Annotated in this window: 19 protein-coding genes; 12 read left to right on the top strand and 7 right to left on the bottom strand. The window is 61.3% G+C overall.

Annotation, left to right across the window (positions count from 1 at the left end; all coding sequences use genetic code 11):
- Positions 1-407 precede the first annotated feature (407 nt).
- The gene (gene rpmB, locus K5K89_RS00095; RefSeq protein ID WP_010207494.1) at positions 408-641 is read left to right on the top strand and encodes a 50S ribosomal protein L28; all 234 of its coding nucleotides are present in this window, start codon (positions 408-410) and stop codon (positions 639-641) included.
- Positions 642-652: 11 nt separating this feature from the next.
- Positions 653-808: a 50S ribosomal protein L33 gene (rpmG, locus tag K5K89_RS00090; RefSeq protein WP_003176906.1), complete on the top strand. Its 156-nt coding sequence runs from the start codon at positions 653-655 to the stop codon at positions 806-808.
- A gap of 71 nt (positions 809-879) precedes the next feature.
- On the opposite strand, the gene K5K89_RS00085 is transcribed toward rpmG, so the two are convergent.
- Positions 880-1,242, bottom strand: a complete 363-nt coding sequence (locus K5K89_RS00085) for a cupin domain-containing protein (RefSeq protein WP_092241680.1) — start codon at positions 1,240-1,242, stop codon at positions 880-882.
- A 229-nt stretch (positions 1,243-1,471) separates the two neighbouring features.
- Here K5K89_RS00085 and K5K89_RS00080 point away from each other — a divergent pair, with 229 nt between their 5' ends.
- The gene (locus tag K5K89_RS00080) at positions 1,472-2,965 is read left to right on the top strand and encodes an aldehyde dehydrogenase (RefSeq protein WP_222540646.1); all 1,494 of its coding nucleotides are present in this window, start codon (positions 1,472-1,474) and stop codon (positions 2,963-2,965) included.
- 149 nt (positions 2,966-3,114) lie between these two features.
- A complete protein-coding gene (locus tag K5K89_RS00075) occupies positions 3,115-4,257 on the top strand; it encodes an MFS transporter (RefSeq protein ID WP_222540645.1) in 1,143 nt (380 codons plus the stop codon).
- On the opposite strand, the gene K5K89_RS00070 is transcribed toward K5K89_RS00075, so the two are convergent.
- Entirely contained in the window at positions 4,254-5,819 is a 1,566-nt protein-coding gene (locus K5K89_RS00070; RefSeq protein WP_222540644.1) for a phospholipase D family protein, read from the bottom strand. The genes K5K89_RS00075 and K5K89_RS00070 overlap by 4 nt on opposite strands.
- 62 nt (positions 5,820-5,881) lie before the next feature.
- On the bottom strand, positions 5,882-7,306 hold the full coding sequence (locus tag K5K89_RS00065) for a PLP-dependent aminotransferase family protein (RefSeq protein ID WP_222540643.1): 1,425 nt from the start codon (positions 7,304-7,306) through the stop codon (positions 5,882-5,884).
- Positions 7,307-7,472: 166 nt separating this feature from the next.
- On the opposite strand from K5K89_RS00065, the gene K5K89_RS00060 reads away from it, so the two are divergent.
- Positions 7,473-7,697, top strand: a complete 225-nt coding sequence (locus K5K89_RS00060; protein WP_222541665.1) for a DUF1127 domain-containing protein — start codon at positions 7,473-7,475, stop codon at positions 7,695-7,697.
- Here K5K89_RS00060 and K5K89_RS00055 read toward each other — a convergent pair whose 3' ends face one another.
- Positions 7,698-8,990 (bottom strand): NAD(P)/FAD-dependent oxidoreductase, encoded by a 1,293-nt coding sequence (locus K5K89_RS00055; protein WP_222540642.1) that lies wholly within the window; start codon positions 8,988-8,990, stop codon positions 7,698-7,700.
- Between the two features lie 115 nt (positions 8,991-9,105).
- Here K5K89_RS00055 and K5K89_RS00050 point away from each other — a divergent pair, with 115 nt between their 5' ends.
- Positions 9,106-9,459, top strand: a complete 354-nt coding sequence (locus K5K89_RS00050; RefSeq protein WP_092241690.1) for a YkgJ family cysteine cluster protein — start codon at positions 9,106-9,108, stop codon at positions 9,457-9,459.
- On the opposite strand, the gene K5K89_RS00045 is transcribed toward K5K89_RS00050, so the two are convergent.
- Entirely contained in the window at positions 9,456-9,944 is a 489-nt protein-coding gene (locus K5K89_RS00045) for an Lrp/AsnC ligand binding domain-containing protein (protein ID WP_003176896.1), read from the bottom strand. The two genes, K5K89_RS00050 and K5K89_RS00045, sit on opposite strands and share 4 nt — an antisense overlap.
- A gap of 156 nt (positions 9,945-10,100) precedes the next feature.
- Between K5K89_RS00045 and dadA the strand changes: the two genes are divergently transcribed.
- The 6 genes from dadA (at position 10,101) to K5K89_RS00015 (ending at position 16,197) form a co-directional block, all read left to right on the top strand.
- Positions 10,101-11,402 carry a D-amino acid dehydrogenase gene (gene dadA, locus K5K89_RS00040; RefSeq protein ID WP_222540641.1) on the top strand — a complete coding sequence of 434 codons (1,302 nt, stop codon included), beginning with the start codon at positions 10,101-10,103 and terminating at the stop codon, positions 11,400-11,402.
- Positions 11,374-11,727, top strand: a complete 354-nt coding sequence (locus K5K89_RS00035; protein WP_058424231.1) for a RidA family protein — start codon at positions 11,374-11,376, stop codon at positions 11,725-11,727. The genes dadA and K5K89_RS00035 overlap by 29 nt, the downstream gene beginning before the upstream one ends.
- Before the next feature lie 79 nt (positions 11,728-11,806).
- Complete coding sequence (gene alr, locus K5K89_RS00030; RefSeq protein WP_071488061.1) at positions 11,807-12,880, top strand: alanine racemase; 1,074 nt, start codon at positions 11,807-11,809, stop codon at positions 12,878-12,880.
- 116 nt (positions 12,881-12,996) lie between these two features.
- Entirely contained in the window at positions 12,997-13,545 is a 549-nt protein-coding gene (locus K5K89_RS00025; protein WP_003176893.1) for a cupin domain-containing protein, read from the top strand.
- A 181-nt stretch (positions 13,546-13,726) separates the two neighbouring features.
- A complete protein-coding gene (locus tag K5K89_RS00020) occupies positions 13,727-14,137 on the top strand; it encodes a c-type cytochrome (RefSeq protein WP_043293857.1) in 411 nt (136 codons plus the stop codon).
- A 137-nt stretch (positions 14,138-14,274) separates the two neighbouring features.
- On the top strand, positions 14,275-16,197 hold the full coding sequence (locus K5K89_RS00015; RefSeq protein WP_071488060.1) for an acetyl-CoA hydrolase/transferase C-terminal domain-containing protein: 1,923 nt from the start codon (positions 14,275-14,277) through the stop codon (positions 16,195-16,197).
- A 70-nt stretch (positions 16,198-16,267) separates the two neighbouring features.
- Here K5K89_RS00015 and K5K89_RS00010 read toward each other — a convergent pair whose 3' ends face one another.
- A complete protein-coding gene (locus K5K89_RS00010) occupies positions 16,268-16,840 on the bottom strand; it encodes a xanthine phosphoribosyltransferase (protein WP_025856334.1) in 573 nt (190 codons plus the stop codon).
- Positions 16,841-16,898: 58 nt separating this feature from the next.
- Positions 16,899-18,908: a DNA helicase Rep gene (rep, locus tag K5K89_RS00005; RefSeq protein ID WP_222540640.1), complete on the bottom strand. Its 2,010-nt coding sequence runs from the start codon at positions 18,906-18,908 to the stop codon at positions 16,899-16,901.

Here is an 18,908-nt window from a genome sequence, read left to right as displayed (position 1 = left end):
AGTCCTACCGTAGTGGTCTGATAGGTAAATGACTAGCCCATTTTTGCCTGTGCTTTTGCGCCAAATGCTGTTTTGATGGCGCCTCGGCGCGTTTCGTCGTGCACTTCACTGTGCCCGTGCGCGCTGTAAATCATTCTGTGCGACGAGCGGTCGGCTGTGACAGCGGCCCCTCCTGGCAACGGTTCAGGCGTCTACCGCCAAGATTTACGCCAGTAAAAACACGCGGGCTGTTGTTGCACTGGGGTCTTTCTGGTATAAAGCAGCGCTCTTTTCTAGGGGCCCGGTTCCTTCGCTTGTAGGTGTAGCCGGTAAGACCCTAAAGAAACGCGGCGCCTGGCGCCAAATGACTGAGAGATTAAGCGGCCAACCCATGCCGGGTTGGGCATGTGGTTTTAGAGGGCTGAGGCATGTCGAGAGTCTGTCAAGTTACCGGTAAGGGTCCGGTGACTGGGAATAACATTTCCCACGCAAATAACAAAACCCGTCGTCGTTTCCTGCCGAACCTGCAGCATCACCGCTTCTGGGTTGAAGAAGAGAAACGTTTCGTCCGTCTGCGCGTATCTGCCAAAGGCATGCGCATCATCGACAAGCGTGGCATCACTGTCGTGCTGGCTGAATTGCGCCGCGCTGGCACAATCTAAGGAGCTATATCATGCGTGAATTGATTCGAATGATCTCTAGCGCCGGTACTGGTCACTTCTACACTACCGACAAGAACAAGCGTACTACCCCGGACAAGCTCGAAAAGAAAATGTTCGACCCGCGCGTTCGCAAGCACGTGATCTACAAAGAAGGCAAAATCAAGTAATTGATTTTCCTCCTTGTGAAAAAAGCCCGTATCTCACGATCCGGGCTTTTTTTTGCCTGTGATTTGGCCGGTCAGGCTTTCTGTTCGAACACCACGTAGATCTTGCGGCACGCCTCCAGCACTTCCCAGGTGCCGCTGAAGCCAGCGGGAATCACGAATCGGTCGCCAGCGCGCAAGGTCTTGGCATTGCCGTCGGCGTCACGCAGCACGGATACACCCTGCACAATCTCGCAGTACTCATGTTCGGTGTAATTGACCGTCCACTGTCCGACTTCACCTTCCCACACGCCCGCGCTCATCTGGCCGCAGGGGCTGTTGTAGTGGTTGTAGATCGTTTGCTCGGGATCGCCCTTGAGGATTTTCTCGGCGGCAGGGCGGTAACGCTCGGCGGCGGTCTTGGCTTGGCTGAAGTCGACGATGTCCTGGATGCTCATGTGCGTGTCCCGTCTGGCCTGCGGTTGGAGAGCCCAAAGTCTATGTTTATTAAAATGAACATCGCAAGGGCGTTTGCCGGCGTTATGTCAAATATATTGAAACACCCCCAGCCGCTGGTTTAGGGTGGCAGCTGCCTTGCGCCGAACCATTGGCTGGCGGGCAAGAATTCTTTAAGGCTGCCGTGGGATATCCCATGGCCCTTGTATTCAATAAGAGGAGGACACTCGCATGACCACCCTGACCCGTGCCGACTGGGAACAACGTGCCAAGGATCTGAAGATCGAAGGCCGCGCCTACATCAATGGCGAGTACACCGCCGCTGTTTCCGGTGACACCTTTGAATGCATCAGCCCGGTCGATGGTCGACTGCTGGCCACCGTTGCCAGCTGTGACGCCGCCGACGCCCAGCGCGCCGTCGAAAACGCCCGCGCCACCTTCAACTCCGGTGTGTGGTCACGCCTGGCGCCGGCCAAGCGCAAATCCGCCATGATCCGTTTCGCCGCGTTGCTCAAGGCCAATGCCGAAGAGGTGGCGCTGCTCGAAACCCTGGACATGGGCAAGCCGATCAGCGACTCCCTGAACATCGATGTACCCGGCGCGGCGAATGCCCTGAGCTGGAGCGGCGAAGCGATCGACAAAATCTACGACGAAGTCGCCGCGACCCCGCACGACCAATTGGGTCTGGTGACGCGCGAGCCGGTTGGCGTGGTTGGCGCTATCGTGCCGTGGAACTTCCCGCTGATGATGGCCTGCTGGAAACTGGGCCCTGCGCTGTCCACCGGCAACTCGGTGATCCTCAAGCCGTCCGAAAAATCCCCGCTGACCGCCATCCGCATTGCGGCCCTGGCCGTGGAAGCCGGTATTCCAAAAGGCGTGTTCAACGTACTGCCGGGCTATGGTCATACCGTGGGTAATGCGCTGGCGTTGCACATGGATGTCGACACCCTGGTGTTCACCGGTTCCACCAAGATCGCCAAGCAACTGTTGATCCGCTCTGGTGAGTCGAACATGAAGCGCGTCTGGCTGGAAGCCGGCGGCAAGAGCCCGAACATCGTGTTCGCCGATGCCCCGGACCTGCAAGCCGCCGCAGAATCCGCCGCCGGCGCCATAGCCTTCAACCAGGGGGAGGTCTGCACCGCCGGTTCGCGCCTGCTGGTGGAGCGTTCCATCAAGGACAAATTCCTGCCGCTGGTGATCGATGCCCTCAAGGGCTGGAAGCCTGGCAACCCGCTGGACCCGGCAACCAATGTGGGCGCACTGGTGGACACCCAGCAGATGAACACTGTGCTGTCGTACATCGAAGCGGGTCACGCAGATGGCGCCAAGTTGGTCGCCGGCGGCAAGCGGACCCTGGAAGAAACCGGTGGCACCTATGTTGAACCGACGATTTTCGACGGTGTGACCAATGCCATGAAGATCGCCCAGGAAGAAATCTTCGGCCCGGTCTTGTCGGTGATCACCTTCGACAGCGCCGAGGAAGCAATTGCCATCGCCAACGACACCCAATACGGCCTGGCTGCAGCGGTGTGGACGTCGGACATCTCCAAGGCCCACCTGACTGCCAAGGCGCTGCGTGCCGGTAGCGTGTGGGTCAACCAGTACGATGGCGGCGACATGACTGCACCGTTTGGTGGCTTCAAGCAGTCGGGCAACGGTCGCGACAAGTCGCTGCATGCGTTCGACAAATACACCGAGTTGAAGGCCACCTGGATCAAGCTCTAGGCAACAACGCAGGCTAAATGTGGGAGGGGGCTTGCCTCCGATAGCAGTGTGTCAGGCGCCAGCGGTGCTCACTGATCCACCGCAATCGGGGCAAGCCCCCTCCCACACTGGTTTGTGTGAACTTGAAACTGATCCACAGGAGCGTGGAAATGCGTTGGGCGACTTATTTCGCCGTCCTGGCCTCAGTGCTCAGCGTCGGTCTGGCCCTGGGCGTCAGCATGCCGCTGGTGTCCCTGCGCCTCGAAAGCTGGGGCTACGGCAGTTTCGCTATCGGCGTGATGGCAGCAATGCCGGCCTTTGGCGTGTTGCTCGGGGCGAAGGTTTCCAGTCGCCTGGCCTCATGGCTTGGCACCGCCAACCTCATGCGCCTGTGCCTGTGGGCGGGCGCGGTGTCCATCGGCCTGCTGGCGATCCTGCCCAGCTACCCGGTGTGGCTGGTGCTGCGCCTGATGATCGGGGTGATCCTGACCATTGTGTTTATCCTCGGCGAGAGTTGGATCAACCAGTTGGTGGTGGAGCAGTGGCGTGGTCGGCTGGTGGCGTTGTACGGCTGCAGCTATGCCTTGAGCCAGCTGTCGGGGCCGCTGCTGTTGGGCCTGATCGGCACCGAGCATGACTACGGTTTCTGGGTGGGCGTCGGCCTGTTGATGGTCGCGCCGCTGTTGCTGCTGGGGCGCTCCGGTGCACCGAGCGCCGAGTCCTTCGGCGTGACCTTCGCGCAACTGTGGCGCTTCTGCCGGAGCCTGCCGGCGATTGCCTGGGCGGTGGCGCTGTTTGCTGCGTTCGAGGCGATGATCCTGACATTGTTGCCGGTGTACTGCCTGCAACAAGGGTTCACCGCCGAGATCGCCTTGGCCATGGTCAGCACGGTGGTGGTTGGCGACGCGTTACTGCAATTGCCCATCGGCGCACTGGCCGACTACTTGCCTCGGCGCACGTTGTTCCTGGGGTGTGCGCTGCTGTTGCTGGTGTCGAGCCTGGCGATTCCCCTATTGATGCACACGCCAATGATCTGGCCGATCTGGGTCGTGTTCGGCGCGAGTGCTGGCGGCTTGTTCACCCTGTCGTTGATCCTGATCGGCGAGCGTTACCGCGACGACGCGCTGGTGCGCGCCAATGCCCACGTGGCGCAGTTGTGGGGTATTGGCTGCCTGATCGGGCCGCTGGTGGCGGGGGCGGGTAGCCAGTGGATCAGCGGGCATGCGTTGCCGCTGCTGATGGCGGCCGGTGCGCTGGGCCTGGTGATGTTGCTGCTGCGCCAGGGTGCATTCGGCGCGGCGCAGCCGGCCTAGAGCATGCGCTCAAGGCCGACGCTGGTGGCAAACCACGCATTGAACCGTCGCCACCAGCTCCCCGGCTCGCGGGTCAGGGTGTGCAACTGGCCGTTATCTTCGGTCACCCACACCACTTGGCCGTCCTGCAATTTCGCTTCATAGCTCAGGGCTGGCGCCATGCCTTGCAGTGCAAGGTTGCGCACGTGTTCCGCCAGCTCGGGGCTGTCGACCAGCACACCGACTTCGGTGTTCCACAGTACCGAGCGTGGGTCGAAGTTGAACGAGCCGATAAAGGATTTCTCCCGATCAAAGATCATCGCCTTGCTGTGCAGGCTGGAATCCGAGCCCCGGAAGGTGCCTCGGCGAAACAGGTGCGGGCCACTGCCGCCGCCATCCCCGGGCTGGCGGCGCAACTCATAGAGCTTGACCCCATGCTCCAGCAGCGCCTTGCGGTACGGCGCATAACCCCCGTGCACGGCGGGCACGTCGGTGGCTTCCAGAGAATTGGTCAGCAGGCTCACTGACACGCCCGCATCGGCGCGCCCCGTCAGGTACACCAGGCCTGGCTGTCCCGGCACGAAGTACGCCGAAATCATCATCAGTTCATGATTGACCCCTTCCAGTTCCGGCGCCAGTTGCGTGGTGAGCAGCAACCTGGGGTCCGGGTCGTCCTTGGCCAGCACCTTGCTCGGCGCATCCCACAGCGCCTGGTTCCAGGCCCAGATCAGCTCGCGGCGCCAGGTGTCCATGCGGGGTTGGGTCTGGTAGGTGCGCAGGCGGTTGTACAGTGCGTGGTTCTGCTGGCGTGACTCGGCCAGGGACGCTTCCAGGCGTACGCGCGCGGCGGCCAGGTCACCCTTGGACGGTGCGTTGGAGACGAAATCATCGATGGGCTTGCTCAGCGCGCTGTTCCAGTACTGGTCGAAACTGTGGCCCAGTTGCTCGGCCACCGGGCCGACGCTGAGCATGTCGATATCGGTGAAGTTCAGGTTGGGCTCGGCATCGAAATACTCATCCCCCAGGTTACGCCCGCCAACGATGGCCACGCTATTGTCCGCCAGCCACAGCTTGTTGTGCATGCGTCGATGTTGCAGCGACAGGTTGAACAAGCGGCCCATGGCCCGCGTTACGCCGGTGCTGCGCCCAAGGTGCAGCGGGTTGAACAGGCGGATCTCGATTTTGGGATGGGCGGCGAGGGTGGCGATGATCTGGTCCAGGCCGTCGCTGGTTGTGTCATCCAGCAAGATGCGCACACGTACGCCACGGTCGGCGGCCTTGAGCAGTTCGTCCACGAGCATGCGGGTGCTGATGCCGTCGTGCACGATGTAGTACTGCAGGTCGAGGCTGGTCTGGGCGTTGCGGATCAGCTCGGCACGGGCCATGAATGCCTCGCTGCTGTTGGGCAGCAGGCGAAAGCCCGAGCGCCCTTGATAGGGCGCGGCCTGGGCCTGGATCGAGCGGCCGAACGATGACTGTGCGGCGGGCAGGGCGTCACTGGGGACGCGTGGCGTGCTCACGCTGGCGCAGCCGCCCAGAGTCAGGGCTACCAGCAGGCAAAACGGTAATAGCCGTTGAATCATCAAGGGAGCGGCTTCCAGATCAGGGCGGTTGTCGGTATATGACGGCAATTTCCCGTGAAAGGTCAGTCGACCGTGTCTGCCAGCATCTTGATCGCCGCAGCCCCGACCTTGCGCACGGCTTCTTCAATCTGCGCGGTTGGCTTGGCAGCGTAGTTCATGCGCAGGCAGTTCCTGTACTTGCCCGACGCCGAGAAGATGCTGCCTACGGCCACCTGTACACCTTGTTCTACCAGGACACGGTTAAGCTTCAGCGTATCAAAGCCTTCCGGCAGTTCGATCCACAGCATGAAGCTGCCTTGAGGGCGGCTGGCGCGAGTGCCTGTGGGGAAGTAGCGGCTGACCCAATCGAGCATCAAGTCGCGATTGCGCTGGTATTGGGTACGCATCCTCCGCAAATGCGGTTCAAAGTGGCCACCTTTGAGGAATTCCGCAATCGCGATCTGCGGCTGCGTGGCGGTGCTGCCAGTGCTGATGTATTTCATGTGCAGCACTCGCTCCAGGTAACGTCCGGGCGCTACCCAGCCGATGCGCAGGCCGGGCGCCAGGGTCTTCGAGAACGAGCTGCACAGCAGGACGCGTCCGTCTTCGTCGAAAGACTTGATGGTGCGCGGGCGCGGGTAGCTGAAGGCCAGTTCGCCGTACACATCGTCTTCAATGATCGCCACGTCAAAGCGCTGCGCCAAGGTGAGCAATGCCCGCTTGCGCGCCTCCGGCATGATGTAGCCCAGGGGGTTGTTGCAGTTGGGGGTCAGTTGGATGACTTTGATCGGCCACTGTTCCAGCGCCAGCTCCAGGGCTTCGAGGCTGATGCCGGTGATCGGGTCGGTGGGGATTTCCAGGGCTTTCATGCCCAGGCCCTTGAGGGTCTGCATGGCGCCGTGAAAGCTCGGTGAGTCCACCGCAACGATATCGCCCGGTTCACAGATGGCATGGATGCTGGCGGACAGCGCCTCATGGCAGCCGGTGGTGATCACGATGTCCTCGGCCGTCAGCTGGCAGCCGGAATCCAGGGACAGGCGCGCAATCTGTTCGCGCAGTTCCATACAGCCCAGGATGTTGTCGTAATACAGCCCCGGCAGATCCTGGCGGCGACTCACGCGGGCCAGGCTGCGCAGCAGGGGCTTGAGGGTGGGCGACAATACATCCGGCATGCCGCGGCCCATCTGTATGACATCCTTGCGCGGCGTTGCGCGTATCAACTCCAGCACCTGGTCCCATTGGGAAATTTCTACGGGGCGCTGAGCCGGACGACCGACTTCGGGCAGGGCCGGCAACTCGCGGCCGACCGGCACGAAGTAGCCGGATTTCGGTTTGGGCATCGCCAGACCGTTGTCTTCGAGCAAGCGATAGGCCTGCTGCACGGTGCTCAAACTGACCCCGTGTTCCACGCTCAAGGCCCGTACGGAAGGCAGTCGATCACCGGGGCGATAGAAGCCTTGTTCGATGCGGGTGCCCAGCAATTCGGCGAGGTTCATGTACAGGGTCATGGCGGTCGCTCCAGAGGGACCATTACAGATAGGCAGAAAATACAGGATTCAGCGGTATATAGGCAGTATCTGTATGGATTTAATAAAGGTGGGTTGAATCTGTAATGGTTTTGGCTGCGCGCTCATGCTGGTCACTCAAGGCAACAAGCAACTGAGGGGCAGCAAAATGAACGGCATGAGCGATGTGCGGCTGGCGTTACACAGTCAGGAACTGGAGGCTGGGCAGGAGCGGGCGACGGCGCGGCGCGATATCAGTCGCTGGGGTCTGTTCTGGCACCGTCGCCACACGCGCAAAGCTCTGCTGCACCTGACCCGCGAGCAATTGCGCGATATCGGGCTGACCGCCGAGCAGGCGCGCCACGAAGGCCTGAAACCGTTCTGGCGCGATTGATCAGACCAGCTCTTTGAGGCGGTGCCAGAGCATCCCCAGCGCCAACAGCGGCGAGCGCAGGTGCCTGCCGCCGGGGAAGGTGATGTGCGGCACCTGGGCAAACAGGTCGAAGCGCCCGTGTTGCTGGCCGCTGATGGCTTCGGCCAGCAACTTGCCCGCCAGGTGCGTGGCGTTGAGGCCATGGCCGGCGTAGGCCTGGGCGTAATACACGTTGTTCTGGTCGGCCAGGCGGCCAATCTGCGGCAGACGGTTGGCGCCGATGCCGATCATGCCGCCCCATTGGAAGTCGATGTTCACATCGGCCAGTTGTGGGAACACCTGCAGCATCTTCGGGCGCATATAGGCGCCGATGTCCTTCGGGTCGCGGCCGGAATAATGACAGGCACCGCCGAACAGCAGGCGGCGGTCGGCGGACAGCCGGAAGTAGTCCACCGTGACACGCTGGTCGCACACCGCCATGTTCTGCGGCAGCAGGTTGGCGGCCTGGGCTTCGCTCAACGGTTCGGTGGCGATGATGTAGCTGCCGGCAGGCAACACTTTGCCGCTGAGGTGCGGGTTGAGGCCGTTGAGGTAGGCATTGCAGGCCAGCACCAGGGTCTTGGCGCGCACGTTGCCTTGGGCGGTGTGTACGTTGACTTCGGGGTCGTAGTCGATGCGCGTCACTTCGGACTGCTCGAACAGCTTCACGCCCGATTGCTGCGCGGCGGCGGCTTCGCCGAGGGCCAGGTTCAGCGGGTGCAGGTGGCCGGAGCCCATGTCGATCATGCCGCCCACGTAGCGCTCGGAGCCGATGACGCTGCCCATTTCGTTGGCTTGCAGCAGGCGTATGTCGTGACGATAGCCGAGGCTGCGCAGTTCTTCGGCATCTTCGGCCAGGCCGTGGAGGTCGCGGGGTTTGTTGGCGAGGTCGCAGTAGCCCCAGGTCAGGTCGCAGGGGATTTGGTAGCGCGCGACGCGCTCACGCACAATCTCCACCGCTTCCAGGCCCATCAACTTCATCTGGCGTACGCCCTCGGTGCCGATCACGCTGGCGAACTGGTCCAGGCCATGGCCGACACCGCGAATCAGTTGGCCGCCGTTACGCCCGCTGGCGCCCCAGGCGATCTTGCGCGCTTCCAGCAACACTACGCTGAAACCGCGTTCGGCCAGCTCCAGCGCGGTGTTCAGCCCGGAAAAACCGCCGCCGACCACGCACACATCTGCCGTCAGTTCGCCGGTCAATACCGGGTAATCAGTTTGCGGCACGCTGCTGGCGGCGTAGTAGGAGGCGGTATGCCGGGCGCTGGCAGTCATGGGGAGCATCCCTGTTTGGAAAATTTGACGCAGGATACAGCGGTCGGACGAAGCTGTCTGCGCGGGGCGTTTTGCGGCAGAATCCACGCCTATTCGCCGTTCGGTACGTGTTTCGATGAGTTGCAACAGTCAGAAAATCAGTGCGCTGCGCCGGCAGATTCCTTCGTTCGAGTGCGTCCCCGGTTGCCATGACTGCTGTGGGCCGGTGACCACCTCGCCCGAGGAAATGTCGCGCCTGCCGCGCAAGACCGCCGCCGAGCAGGACGCGGCCATGGAGGAGCTGAACTGCGTGCACCTGGGGCCGAACGGCTGCACGGTGTACGACGAGCGCCCGTTGATCTGCCGGCTGTTCGGCACCACCAAGACCTTGCCGTGTCCGAATGGGCGGCGCCCGGTGGAGCTGATTCATCCACGGGTGGAGAAGCAGATCCACGAGTACATGGCGAGCACACGGCAGGTGCTGGTTTAGTCCGGGATCGGCAGGTTCAGGCTCTCTTTCACCTCTTCCATCACGATATAGCTCTTGGACTCCCGCACATGGGGCAGCTTGAGCAGGATGTCGCCGAGCAATTTGCGGTACGACGCCATCTCGGATATCCGCGCTTTCACCAGGTAGTCGAAGTCGCCAGAAACCAAGTGGCATTCCAGCACATGGGGCAGTTTCAGCACCGCGCGGCGGAATTCCTCGAAGGTGTCGCCGGACTTGTAATCCAGGCTGATCTCGACAAATACCAGCAAACTGCCCTTCAAATGCTGGGGGTTGAGCCGCGCGTTGTAGCCCATGATGATCCCTTCACGCTCCAGCCGCCGCACACGCTCGGTACAGGGCGTGGTCGACAGCCCGACCTTTTCCCCCAGCTCCGTAAACGAAATGCGCCCGTCGGTTTGCAGGATGCGCAGGATGTTGCGGTCGATCTTGTCCAGCTCCCGCTTGGTCTGGGTGTTGGTACGCATAGGGGATACGCCTCTGTGAAAAGGGTTTTTGCCGAGAATTGTCGCCAAATATAGGCAGTTATATAGTGAAATGCACTGGTCATTGTTTTTTACACTGCGCTCATCATTGCTCGAACAACACACGTCAGCGGCCATGCCCGCGATGAGGATATAAAAATGCGCGTTCTGGTCTTGGGTAGCGGCGTCATTGGTGTGACCAGTGCCTACTATTTGGCGCGGGCCGGCTTTGAAGTGGTTGTGGTCGACCGTCAGCCTGCCGTTGCCATGGAAACCAGTTTCGCCAACGCCGGGCAAGTGTCTCCAGGCTATGCCTCGCCATGGGCCGCACCGGGTGTGCCGCTCAAGGCCATCAAATGGTTGCTGCAACGCCATGCGCCGCTGGCGATCAAGGCCACCGCCGACATCGACCAATACCTGTGGATGGCGCAGATGCTGCGCAACTGCACCGCCAGCCGTTATGCGGTGAACAAGGAGCGCATGGTGCGCCTGTCCGAGTACAGCCGCGACTGCCTCGACGAACTGCGCGCCGAGACCGGCATTGCCTACGAAGGCCGAAGCCTTGGGACTACCCAGCTGTTCCGCACCCAGGCACAACTCGATGGCGCGGCCAAGGACATCGCCGTGTTGAAGGAGTCCGGCGTGCCGTTCGAGCTGCTCGACCGCGCCGGTATCGCCCGGGTCGAGCCGGCCCTGGCCAGCGTCACGGATATCCTCGCCGGCGCACTGCGCCTGCCGAATGACCAGACCGGCGACTGCCAGATGTTCACCACCCGCCTGGCCGAGATGTGCAAACAGTTGGGTGTGGAATTCCGTTTTGAGCAGGACATCCAGCGCCTCGACTACGCCGGTGATCGCATCAACGGCGTGTGGATCGACGGCAAGCTGGAAACCGCCGACCGCTACGTGCTGGCCCTCGGCAGCTACTCGCCGCAGTTGCTCAAGCCGTTGGGGATCAAGGCGCCGGTGTATCCGCTCAAGGGCTACTCGCTGACCGTGCCGATCACCAACCCGGCGATGGCGCCGACCTCGACCATTCTCGACGAGACCTACAAGGTCGCGATCACTCGTTTCGACAACCGCATCCGCGTCGGTGGCATGGCTGAAATAGCCGGTTTTGACCTGTCGCTGAACCCGCGCCGGCGGGAAACCCTGGAGATGATCGTCAACGACCTTTATCCTCAGGGCGGCGATTTGACCGAAGCTACCTTCTGGACCGGCCTGCGCCCGACTACCCCTGACGGCACGCCGATTGTCGGTGCCACCCCGTTCAAGAACCTGTTCCTGAATACCGGCCACGGCACCCTCGGTTGGACCATGGCCTGTGGCTCCGGTCGTTTGCTGGCCGACCTGATGGCCAAGAAAACGCCGCAGATCAGTGCCGAAGGCCTCGATATTTCCCGTTATGGCAACCACCAGGAGTCTGCAAAACATGTCAATCCAGCGCCAGCTCACCAATGAGCGCATGAGCCAGATCGTTGTCCACAGCGGTACCGTGTATCTGGCCGGGCAAGTCGGCGACGACATGAACGCCGGGATTGAGCAGCAGACCCGTGAAACCCTGGCCAATATCGAGCGTTTGCTCGACCTGGCCGGTACTGACAAGACCCGGTTGCTGTCGGTGACGATCTACCTGAAGGACATCGACGCGGATTTCGCCGGCATGAATGCGGTGTGGGACAAGTGGCTGCCAAAAGGCGTTGCCCCGGCCCGTGCCACGGTTGAAGCCAAGCTGTGCGAACCGCAAATCCTGGTGGAGCTGTCCGTCGTGGCCGCGCTGCCTTAAACAACGATCCCTCTCCCGGTGCCGAAGCCGTTGGTCGGTGCCGGTTTTTCTTCACTTTGCCGCCTAGAAGCCTGCCGCCATGCGTCCTGCCCGTGCCCTGATCGACCTCCAAGCCCTGCGCCACAACTACCAATTGGCCCGTGAAGTCACGGGTGCCAAGGCCCTTGCCGTGATCAAGGCCGATGCCTACGGCCATGGTGCCGTACGCGTTGCCCAGGCGCTGGAAGCCGAGGCGGACGGGTTTGCCGTGGCTTGCATCGAGGAAGCATTGGAGCTGCGCGCCGCCGGGATTCGTGCGCCGGTGCTGCTGCTGGAAGGTTTCTTCGAGGCGGATGAGCTGCCGCTGATCATCGAACATGATTTCTGGTGCGTGGTGCACTCGCTGTGGCAATTGGAGGCCATCGAGCAGGCCAGACTGAGCAAGCCGCTGACCATCTGGCTCAAGCTCGATTCCGGCATGCACCGTGTCGGCCTGCACCCCAAGGACTATCACGAGGCTTACCAGCGCCTGCTGGCCAGCGGCAAGGTGGCCAAGATCGTGTTGATGAGCCATTTCGCCCGCGCCGATGAGCTCGACTGTGTGCGCAGTGATGAACAGGTGGCTGTGTTTGACGCGGCGCGCCAGGGTTTGTCGGCCGAGGTCAGCCTGCGCAATTCGCCATCGGTGATGGGCTGGCCGGCGGTGTCCAGCGATTGGGTGCGTCCTGGCATCATGCTCTACGGCGCGACGCCGTTTGGCGAGGACCAGGCCGTGGCCGCGCGTTTGCAGCCGGTGATGACCCTGGAATCCAAGGTGATCTGCGTCCGTGAACTGCCGGCCGGTGAGCCGGTGGGTTACGGCGCCAAGTTCATCACGCCCAAACCCATGCGTATCGGTGTGGTTGCCATGGGCTATGCCGATGGCTATCCGCGTCACGCGCCGACGGGGACGCCGGTACTGGTGGCCGGGCAGCGCAGCCAATTGCTGGGCCGTGTGTCCATGGACATGCTGTGCATCGACCTCACGGACGTGCCTCAGGCTGGCCTCGGTTCCACCGTGGAGCTATGGGGCAAAAATATCCTCGCCAGTGACGTCGCAGTCGCCGCCGAGACCATTCCGTATCAGCTCTTTTGCAACCTGCGCCGCGTGCCGAGGCTCTATTCCGGCGCTTGACCGCCGGGCACGAACGCAACCGCCCGGGATTTAGGCCCAAGTGTTGTAAATACTGAACGCTGTCGCCATGATAACGCTCAATTACAACAAAGCCTGAATCCTAGGAGGCTCCTGCATTGGACGTCGGCGAACGACTGCAATCCATCCGTAAACTGAAGGGTCTGTCCCAGCGCGAGCTCGCCAAGCGCGCGGGTGTCACCAACAGCACCATTTCGATGATCGAAAAAAACAGCGTCAGCCCCTCGATCAGCTCCTTGCGCAAGGTGCTGGGAGGCATCCCCATGTCGATGGTCGAGTTCTTTTCCGAGGAGATCCTCCAGGAAATACCGACGCAGATCGTCTATAAAGCCAATGAGCTGATCGACATCTCCGACGGCGCCGTCACCATGAAACTGGTAGGCCGGGCGCACCCCAGCCGGGCCATCGCGTTTCTCAACGAGATCTACCCGCCGGGCGCCGACACAGGCGAAGAAATGCTCACCCACGAAGGTGAAGAAACCGGGATTCTGGTGGAGGGTCGCCTGGAGTTGGTGGTCGGTCTTGAAACTTTTGTGCTCGAAGCTGGCGATAGCTACTACTTTGAAAGCACCAAGCCCCATCGTTTTCGCAATCCGTTCGACGTGCCGGCGCGACTAATCAGCGCAGCCACGCCCGCGAACTTTTAAGAAAAGAGGCGTCCTGCCAGCGTTGCAGAGGCACCCGAGCTGTATTCCGTGGGGTCGAATCTCCCTTTAGTTAATAGGGTTGTTTCGGCCAGGCGGGCTAACCGTTATACTTTCGCCGCCTGCGAAACCGTGGCCGCAGGCGTGAATAGCCACCATTGAGGGTGAACGCGTGAACCTAATTATGAAAATGCTGGCTGCACCAGCAACCGTACTGGCCCTATGGGCTGTCAGCGCTCAAGCTGCGACCAATGATGATATTGCCAAGCGCCTGGAGCCTGTTGGCCAGGTCTGCGTCCAGGGCCAGGAATGCAAGGGCATGGAAGTGGCGGTCGCCGCAGGCGGTGGCGCTGCGAAGACGCCGGATGACATCATCGCCAAACACTGTAATGCTTGCCACGGCACCGGCCTGCTGGGCGCGCCGAAAATCGGCGATACCGCAGCCTGGAAAGAACGCGCCGATCACCAGGGCGGCCTCGATGGCATCCTGGCCAAGGCGATCACCGGTATCAACGCCATGCCGCCAAAAGGCACCTGCGCCGATTGCTCGGATGATGACCTCAAGGGTGCAATCAAGAAGATGTCCGGCCTCTGATCCGCCGATCTTCGTCAAAAATGCCGCTTACGAGCGGCTTTTTTGTGCCTGCGATTCGTGTTTCAGCGCTGTTCATTGCAGCAAAGACCCGGCAAGCTCGGTCCAACCCCTAATCATGGAATGTTCAGGAGGGTCGGATGGTGCAGTTGTGTTCAATCGAGCAAGCAGTTGACGACGTACTGGCGCGGTTGCCGGCGCATATCCACATGGGCATGCCCCTCGGGCTGGGCAAGCCGAACCGGTTTGCCAATGCCTTGTACCGGCGCATCGCCAAGTTGCCGGAGCGGGCGCTGACGATCTATACCGCGTTAAGCCTGGGCCGCCCGACGATGGGCGATGGTTTGCAGAAACGCTTTCTCGAACCCTTTATCGAGCGGGTGTTCGGCGATTACCCCGAACTGGATTTCCTCGCCGACCTGCACAACGACAGCCTTCCGAACAATATCCACGTCCAACAGTTTTTCATGCAGCCCGGCAGCCTGCTGCACAGCGAGTCGGCGCAGCAGGATTACGTCAGCAGCAACTACAGCCACGCCGCTCGCGACATAAACGCCGCCGGCCTGAACCTGGTGGCGCAGTTGGTCGCCAGCAGTGCCGAACACCCTGATCGCCTGAGCTTGAGCTGCAACCCGGATATCACCCTCGACCTGCTGCCGATGATTGCCAAGCGCCGCGACGCCGGCGAGACCGTGCTGATCGTCGGGCAAGTCCACACCGATTTGCCCTACATGCCCGGCGACGCAGAGCTGGGCATGGATACCTTCGATTACTTGATCGATGAAAAAGACAGCACCACGCTGTTCTCCACGCCGAACATGCCGGTGGGTTTCCAGGACCACTTCATCGGCCTGCATGCCAGCACCCTGGTGCGCGACGGCGGCACCTTGCAGATCGGTATCGGCTCCATGGGCGATGCGCTGACTGCCGCGCTGCTGGCGCGTCAGGCCGACAACGAGTCCTATCGGTCGCTGCTGACGGACCTGGAGGTGTACCAATGGGCGCCGCTGATCAGCCGTGAAGGCGGTGTCGATCCCTTCGCCCGGGGCCTTTACGGGTGCAGCGAAATGTTCGTCAACGGCTTGCTGGTGTTGGCGGACGCGGGGATTATCCGTCGCAAGGTCTACCCGGACGTAGCGACGCAACAGCAGGCCAACGCCGGCACGCTCGACGATGCGGCGCAGCCCGACGGCATTTCGATCCACGGCGGATTTTTTCTTGGCCCGCGCAGTTTCTACCAGCGCCTGCAGGAAATGACCCACGCCAAGCGCCTCGAATTCAACATGACGCGCATCAGCTACATCAACGAGCTGTACGGCCAGGAAGAACTCAAGCGCCTGCAACGCCTGGATGCGCGGTTTATCAACAGCGCGATCATGGTGACGCTGCTCGGCGCGGGTGTGGCCGACCAGTTGGAAGACGGTCGTGTGCTCAGTGGTGTGGGCGGGCAGTACAACTTTGTGGCCCAGGGCCATGCGCTGGAAGGTGCGCGGTCGATCCTGATTCTGCGCAGTTGGCGCGAGTCGGCGGGGGAGGTCAGTTCCAATATCGTCTGGGACTACGGCCACTGCACCATTCCCCGGCATCTGCGGGATATTGTCATCACGGAATACGGCATTGCAGACTTGCGCGGGCAGACGGATGCCAAGGTGATCGAGGCGTTGCTCAATATCACCGACTCACGCTTCCAGGACGATTTGATCAAGCAGGCGCAAAAGGCTGGCAAGTTGCCCAAGGATTTCCAGCTGGATCCGCGCTTTGCCGAGAACACGCCGGAGCGGTTGCAGGGGATTCAGGCACGCCATCGTCGGTTGTTTCCGGAGTATCCGTTGGGAAGCGATTTCACCGATGAAGAGCGGGATTTGTTGCGGGCGCTGAACTGGCTCAAGAGCAAATTCAAGCTGACGGAGATTCTGGAGCTGGGCAAGGCGGCGTTGGATGCGCCGCAGGCGCAGGTGTTTCCCAAGCATCTGGAACGCATGCAGTTGACCAAGCCGGAAGGCTTGAAAGAGGATCTGTACCAGCGGCTCCTGCTCGCCGGCCTGCAGGCCACCGCGCACTAACCGACAACACAGGGTCGATGTGGGAGGGGGCAAGCCCCTTCCCACTTTTACCACCACTTTGAGGCAGGGGTTATTCGATGAAGGTGACGACGCCACCTTCCAGCGACTTGACCCGCGCCAGCGATTCAACCCGATAACCCTGCGCATCCAATTCCGCACGGCCGCCCTGGAACGACTTCTCGATCACGATCCCCAAGCCTGCCACGGTCGCGCCGGCCTGCTTGATGATCGAGATCAGCGCCTGGGATGCCTTGCCGTTGGCCAGGAAGTCATCAATCACCAGCACGCGGTCGCTGCTGGTCAGGTGGCGCGGCGAGATCGCCACGGTGCTTTCGACTTTCTTGGTGAAGGAATACACCGTTGCCGACAGCAGGTTTTCGGTCAGGGTCAGGGACTGTTGCTTACGCGCGAATATCACCGGTACACCCAGGTTCAGGCCGGTCATGATCGCTGGCGCTATGCCCGACGCTTCGATGGTGACGATCTTGGTGATGCCCGAGTCCTTGAACAGCGCGGCGAATTCGTCGCCGATCAACTTCATCAGTGCCGGGTCGATCTGGTGGTTCAGAAAGGCGTCGACCTTGAGTACCTGATCGGAAAGCACGATGCCTTCTTCGCGAATTTTCTTGTGCAGTGCTTCCACGGAAAGCTTCCTCTAATGGCGCGTTGTGCGCCGAAAGTAGATTGAAAAGTAGTCGATTCTAGCGCTTTAACATCGCGCGTATGTCCGCCAGGGCGGTGTTGCCGCGAACGGCCTTCACCTCGGTCGGGGTGTCGTCATTGCCTTCCCAGGCCAGGTCGTCCGGCGGCAGTTCATCCAGGAACCGGCTGGGGGCACAATCGATGATTTCGCCGTACTGCTTGCGCTTGGCGGCGAAGGTGAAGGCCAGGGTCTGACGCGCGCGGGTAATACCCACGTAGGCCAGGCGGCGTTCCTCTTCGATGGTGTCGGCTTCGATGCTGGAACGGTGCGGGAGGATTTCCTCTTCCATGCCCATGATGAACACGTAGGGGAATTCCAGGCCCTTGGAGGCATGCAAGGTCATCATCTGTACACCTTCGGCGCCGTCTTCCTCTTCCTGCTGGCGTTCGAGCATGTCGCGCAGCACCAGCTTGCCGATGGCGTCTTCGACGGTCATCTCGCCGTCTTCGTCTTTTTCCAGGGTGTTCTTCAGCGCTTCGATCAGGAACCAGACGTTGCTCATGCGGTAATCAGCGGCCTTGTCGCTGGAACTGTTGGTGCGCAGCCAGTTCTCGTAGTCGATGTCCATGACCATACTGCGCAGCGCGCTGATCGGGTCTTCGCCGGCGCACTGCTCGCGCAACTTGTCCATGAAGCGCTTGAAGCGCGACAAGCGATCGGTGAAGCGTGAGTCCAGGTGTTCGCCCAGGCCGATTTCGTCGGTGGCGGCGTACATCGAGATCTTGCGCTCAGTGGCGTAGTTGCCGAGCTTTTCCAGGGTGGTGGAGCCGATCTCGCGACGCGGCACGTTGATCACGCGCAGGAACGCGTTGTCGTCGTCCGGGTTCACGATCAGGCGGAAGTAGGCCATCAGATCTTTTACTTCCTGGCGTCCGAAAAAGCTGTTGCCGCCCGACAGGCGATACGGCACCTGGTGGTGCTGCAATTTCAGCTCGATCAGCTTGGCCTGGTAGTTGCCGCGATAGAGGATCGCGAAATCGCTGTAGGGCCGGTCGGTGCGCAGGTGCAGGCTGAGGATCTCGACGGCCACGCGTTCGGCTTCGGCGTCTTCGTTGCGGCAGCGGATCACGCGGATCTCGTCGCCGTGGCCCATCTCGCTCCACAGTTGTTTTTCAAACTCATGGGGGTTGTTCGAGATCAACACGTTGGCGCAGCGCAGGATGCGGCTGGTGGAGCGGTAGTTCTGCTCCAGCATCACCACTTTCAGGGACGGGTAGTCGTCCTTGAGCAGCATCAGGTTTTCCGGGCGGGCGCCGCGCCAGGCGTAGATCGACTGGTCATCGTCACCGACCACGGTGAACTGGTTGCGCTTGCCGATCAGCATTTTTACCAGCAGGTACTGGCTGGCGTTGGTGTCCTGGTATTCGTCCACCAGCAGGTAGCGCACCTTGTTCTGCCATTTTTCGAGGATGTCGGCGTGTTCCTCGAACAGCTTTACCGGCAGCAGGATCAGGTCGTCGAAGTCCACTGCGTTGAACGCCTTGAGCGTGCGCTGGTAGTGGGTGTAGACGATGGCGGCAGTCTGTTCCTTGGGGTTGCGTGCGTTTTCCAGGGCCTGGGGCGGCAGGATCAGGTCGTTTTTCCAGGCGCCGATCATGTTCTTGATCTCATCCACGCCGTCGTCGCCTGCGTATTCCTTTTGCATGATGTCGGTCATCAGCGACTTCACGTCGGTCTCGTCGAAGATCGAGAAGCCCGGCTTGTAGCCCAGCCGCGCATGCTCCTTGCGGATGATGTTCAGGCCCAGGTTGTGGAAGGTACACACGGTGAGGCCACGGCCTTCGCCACCCTTGAGCAGGGTGCCGACGCGCTCTTTCATTTCCCGCGCGGCCTTGTTGGTGAAGGTCATGGCGACAATGTACTGGGCGCGGATGCCGCAGTGCTGGATCAGGTGCGCGATCTTGCGGGTGATCACGCTGGTCTTGCCGGAGCCTGCGCCGGCGAGCACCAATAGAGGGCCGCCGACGTAGTTCACGGCTTCTTGCTGCCGGGGATTGAGTCGGGACAT

Origin of the sequence: Pseudomonas sp. DR208 (assembly GCF_019823005.1) — a bacterium.
GTDB lineage: Bacteria > Pseudomonadota > Gammaproteobacteria > Pseudomonadales > Pseudomonadaceae > Aquipseudomonas > Aquipseudomonas extremorientalis.
This window is presented reverse-complemented; position numbering and strand designations above follow the sequence as displayed.

Bases quoted from the DNA above. Each gene is read 5' to 3' on its own strand.
- rpmB (WP_010207494.1), top strand. From the start codon at position 408: ATGTCGAGAGTCTGTCAAGTTACCGGTAAGGGTCCGGTGACTGGGAAT.
- rpmG (WP_003176906.1), top strand. From the start codon at position 653: ATGCGTGAATTGATTCGAATGATCTCTAGCGCCGGTACTGGTCACTTC.
- K5K89_RS00085 (WP_092241680.1), bottom strand. From the start codon at position 1,242: ATGAGCATCCAGGACATCGTCGACTTCAGCCAAGCCAAGACCGCCGCC.
- K5K89_RS00080 (WP_222540646.1), top strand. From the start codon at position 1,472: ATGACCACCCTGACCCGTGCCGACTGGGAACAACGTGCCAAGGATCTG.
- K5K89_RS00075 (WP_222540645.1), top strand. From the start codon at position 3,115: ATGCGTTGGGCGACTTATTTCGCCGTCCTGGCCTCAGTGCTCAGCGTC.
- K5K89_RS00070 (WP_222540644.1), bottom strand. From the start codon at position 5,819: ATGATTCAACGGCTATTACCGTTTTGCCTGCTGGTAGCCCTGACTCTG.
- K5K89_RS00065 (WP_222540643.1), bottom strand. From the start codon at position 7,306: ATGACCCTGTACATGAACCTCGCCGAATTGCTGGGCACCCGCATCGAA.
- K5K89_RS00060 (WP_222541665.1), top strand. From the start codon at position 7,473: ATGAACGGCATGAGCGATGTGCGGCTGGCGTTACACAGTCAGGAACTG.
- K5K89_RS00055 (WP_222540642.1), bottom strand. From the start codon at position 8,990: ATGACTGCCAGCGCCCGGCATACCGCCTCCTACTACGCCGCCAGCAGC.
- K5K89_RS00050 (WP_092241690.1), top strand. From the start codon at position 9,106: ATGAGTTGCAACAGTCAGAAAATCAGTGCGCTGCGCCGGCAGATTCCT.
- K5K89_RS00045 (WP_003176896.1), bottom strand. From the start codon at position 9,944: ATGCGTACCAACACCCAGACCAAGCGGGAGCTGGACAAGATCGACCGC.
- dadA (WP_222540641.1), top strand. From the start codon at position 10,101: ATGCGCGTTCTGGTCTTGGGTAGCGGCGTCATTGGTGTGACCAGTGCC.
- K5K89_RS00035 (WP_058424231.1), top strand. From the start codon at position 11,374: ATGTCAATCCAGCGCCAGCTCACCAATGAGCGCATGAGCCAGATCGTT.
- alr (WP_071488061.1), top strand. From the start codon at position 11,807: ATGCGTCCTGCCCGTGCCCTGATCGACCTCCAAGCCCTGCGCCACAAC.
- K5K89_RS00020 (WP_043293857.1), top strand. From the start codon at position 13,727: ATGAAAATGCTGGCTGCACCAGCAACCGTACTGGCCCTATGGGCTGTC.
- K5K89_RS00015 (WP_071488060.1), top strand. From the start codon at position 14,275: ATGGTGCAGTTGTGTTCAATCGAGCAAGCAGTTGACGACGTACTGGCG.
- rep (WP_222540640.1), bottom strand. From the start codon at position 18,908: ATGTCCCGACTCAATCCCCGGCAGCAAGAAGCCGTGAACTACGTCGGC.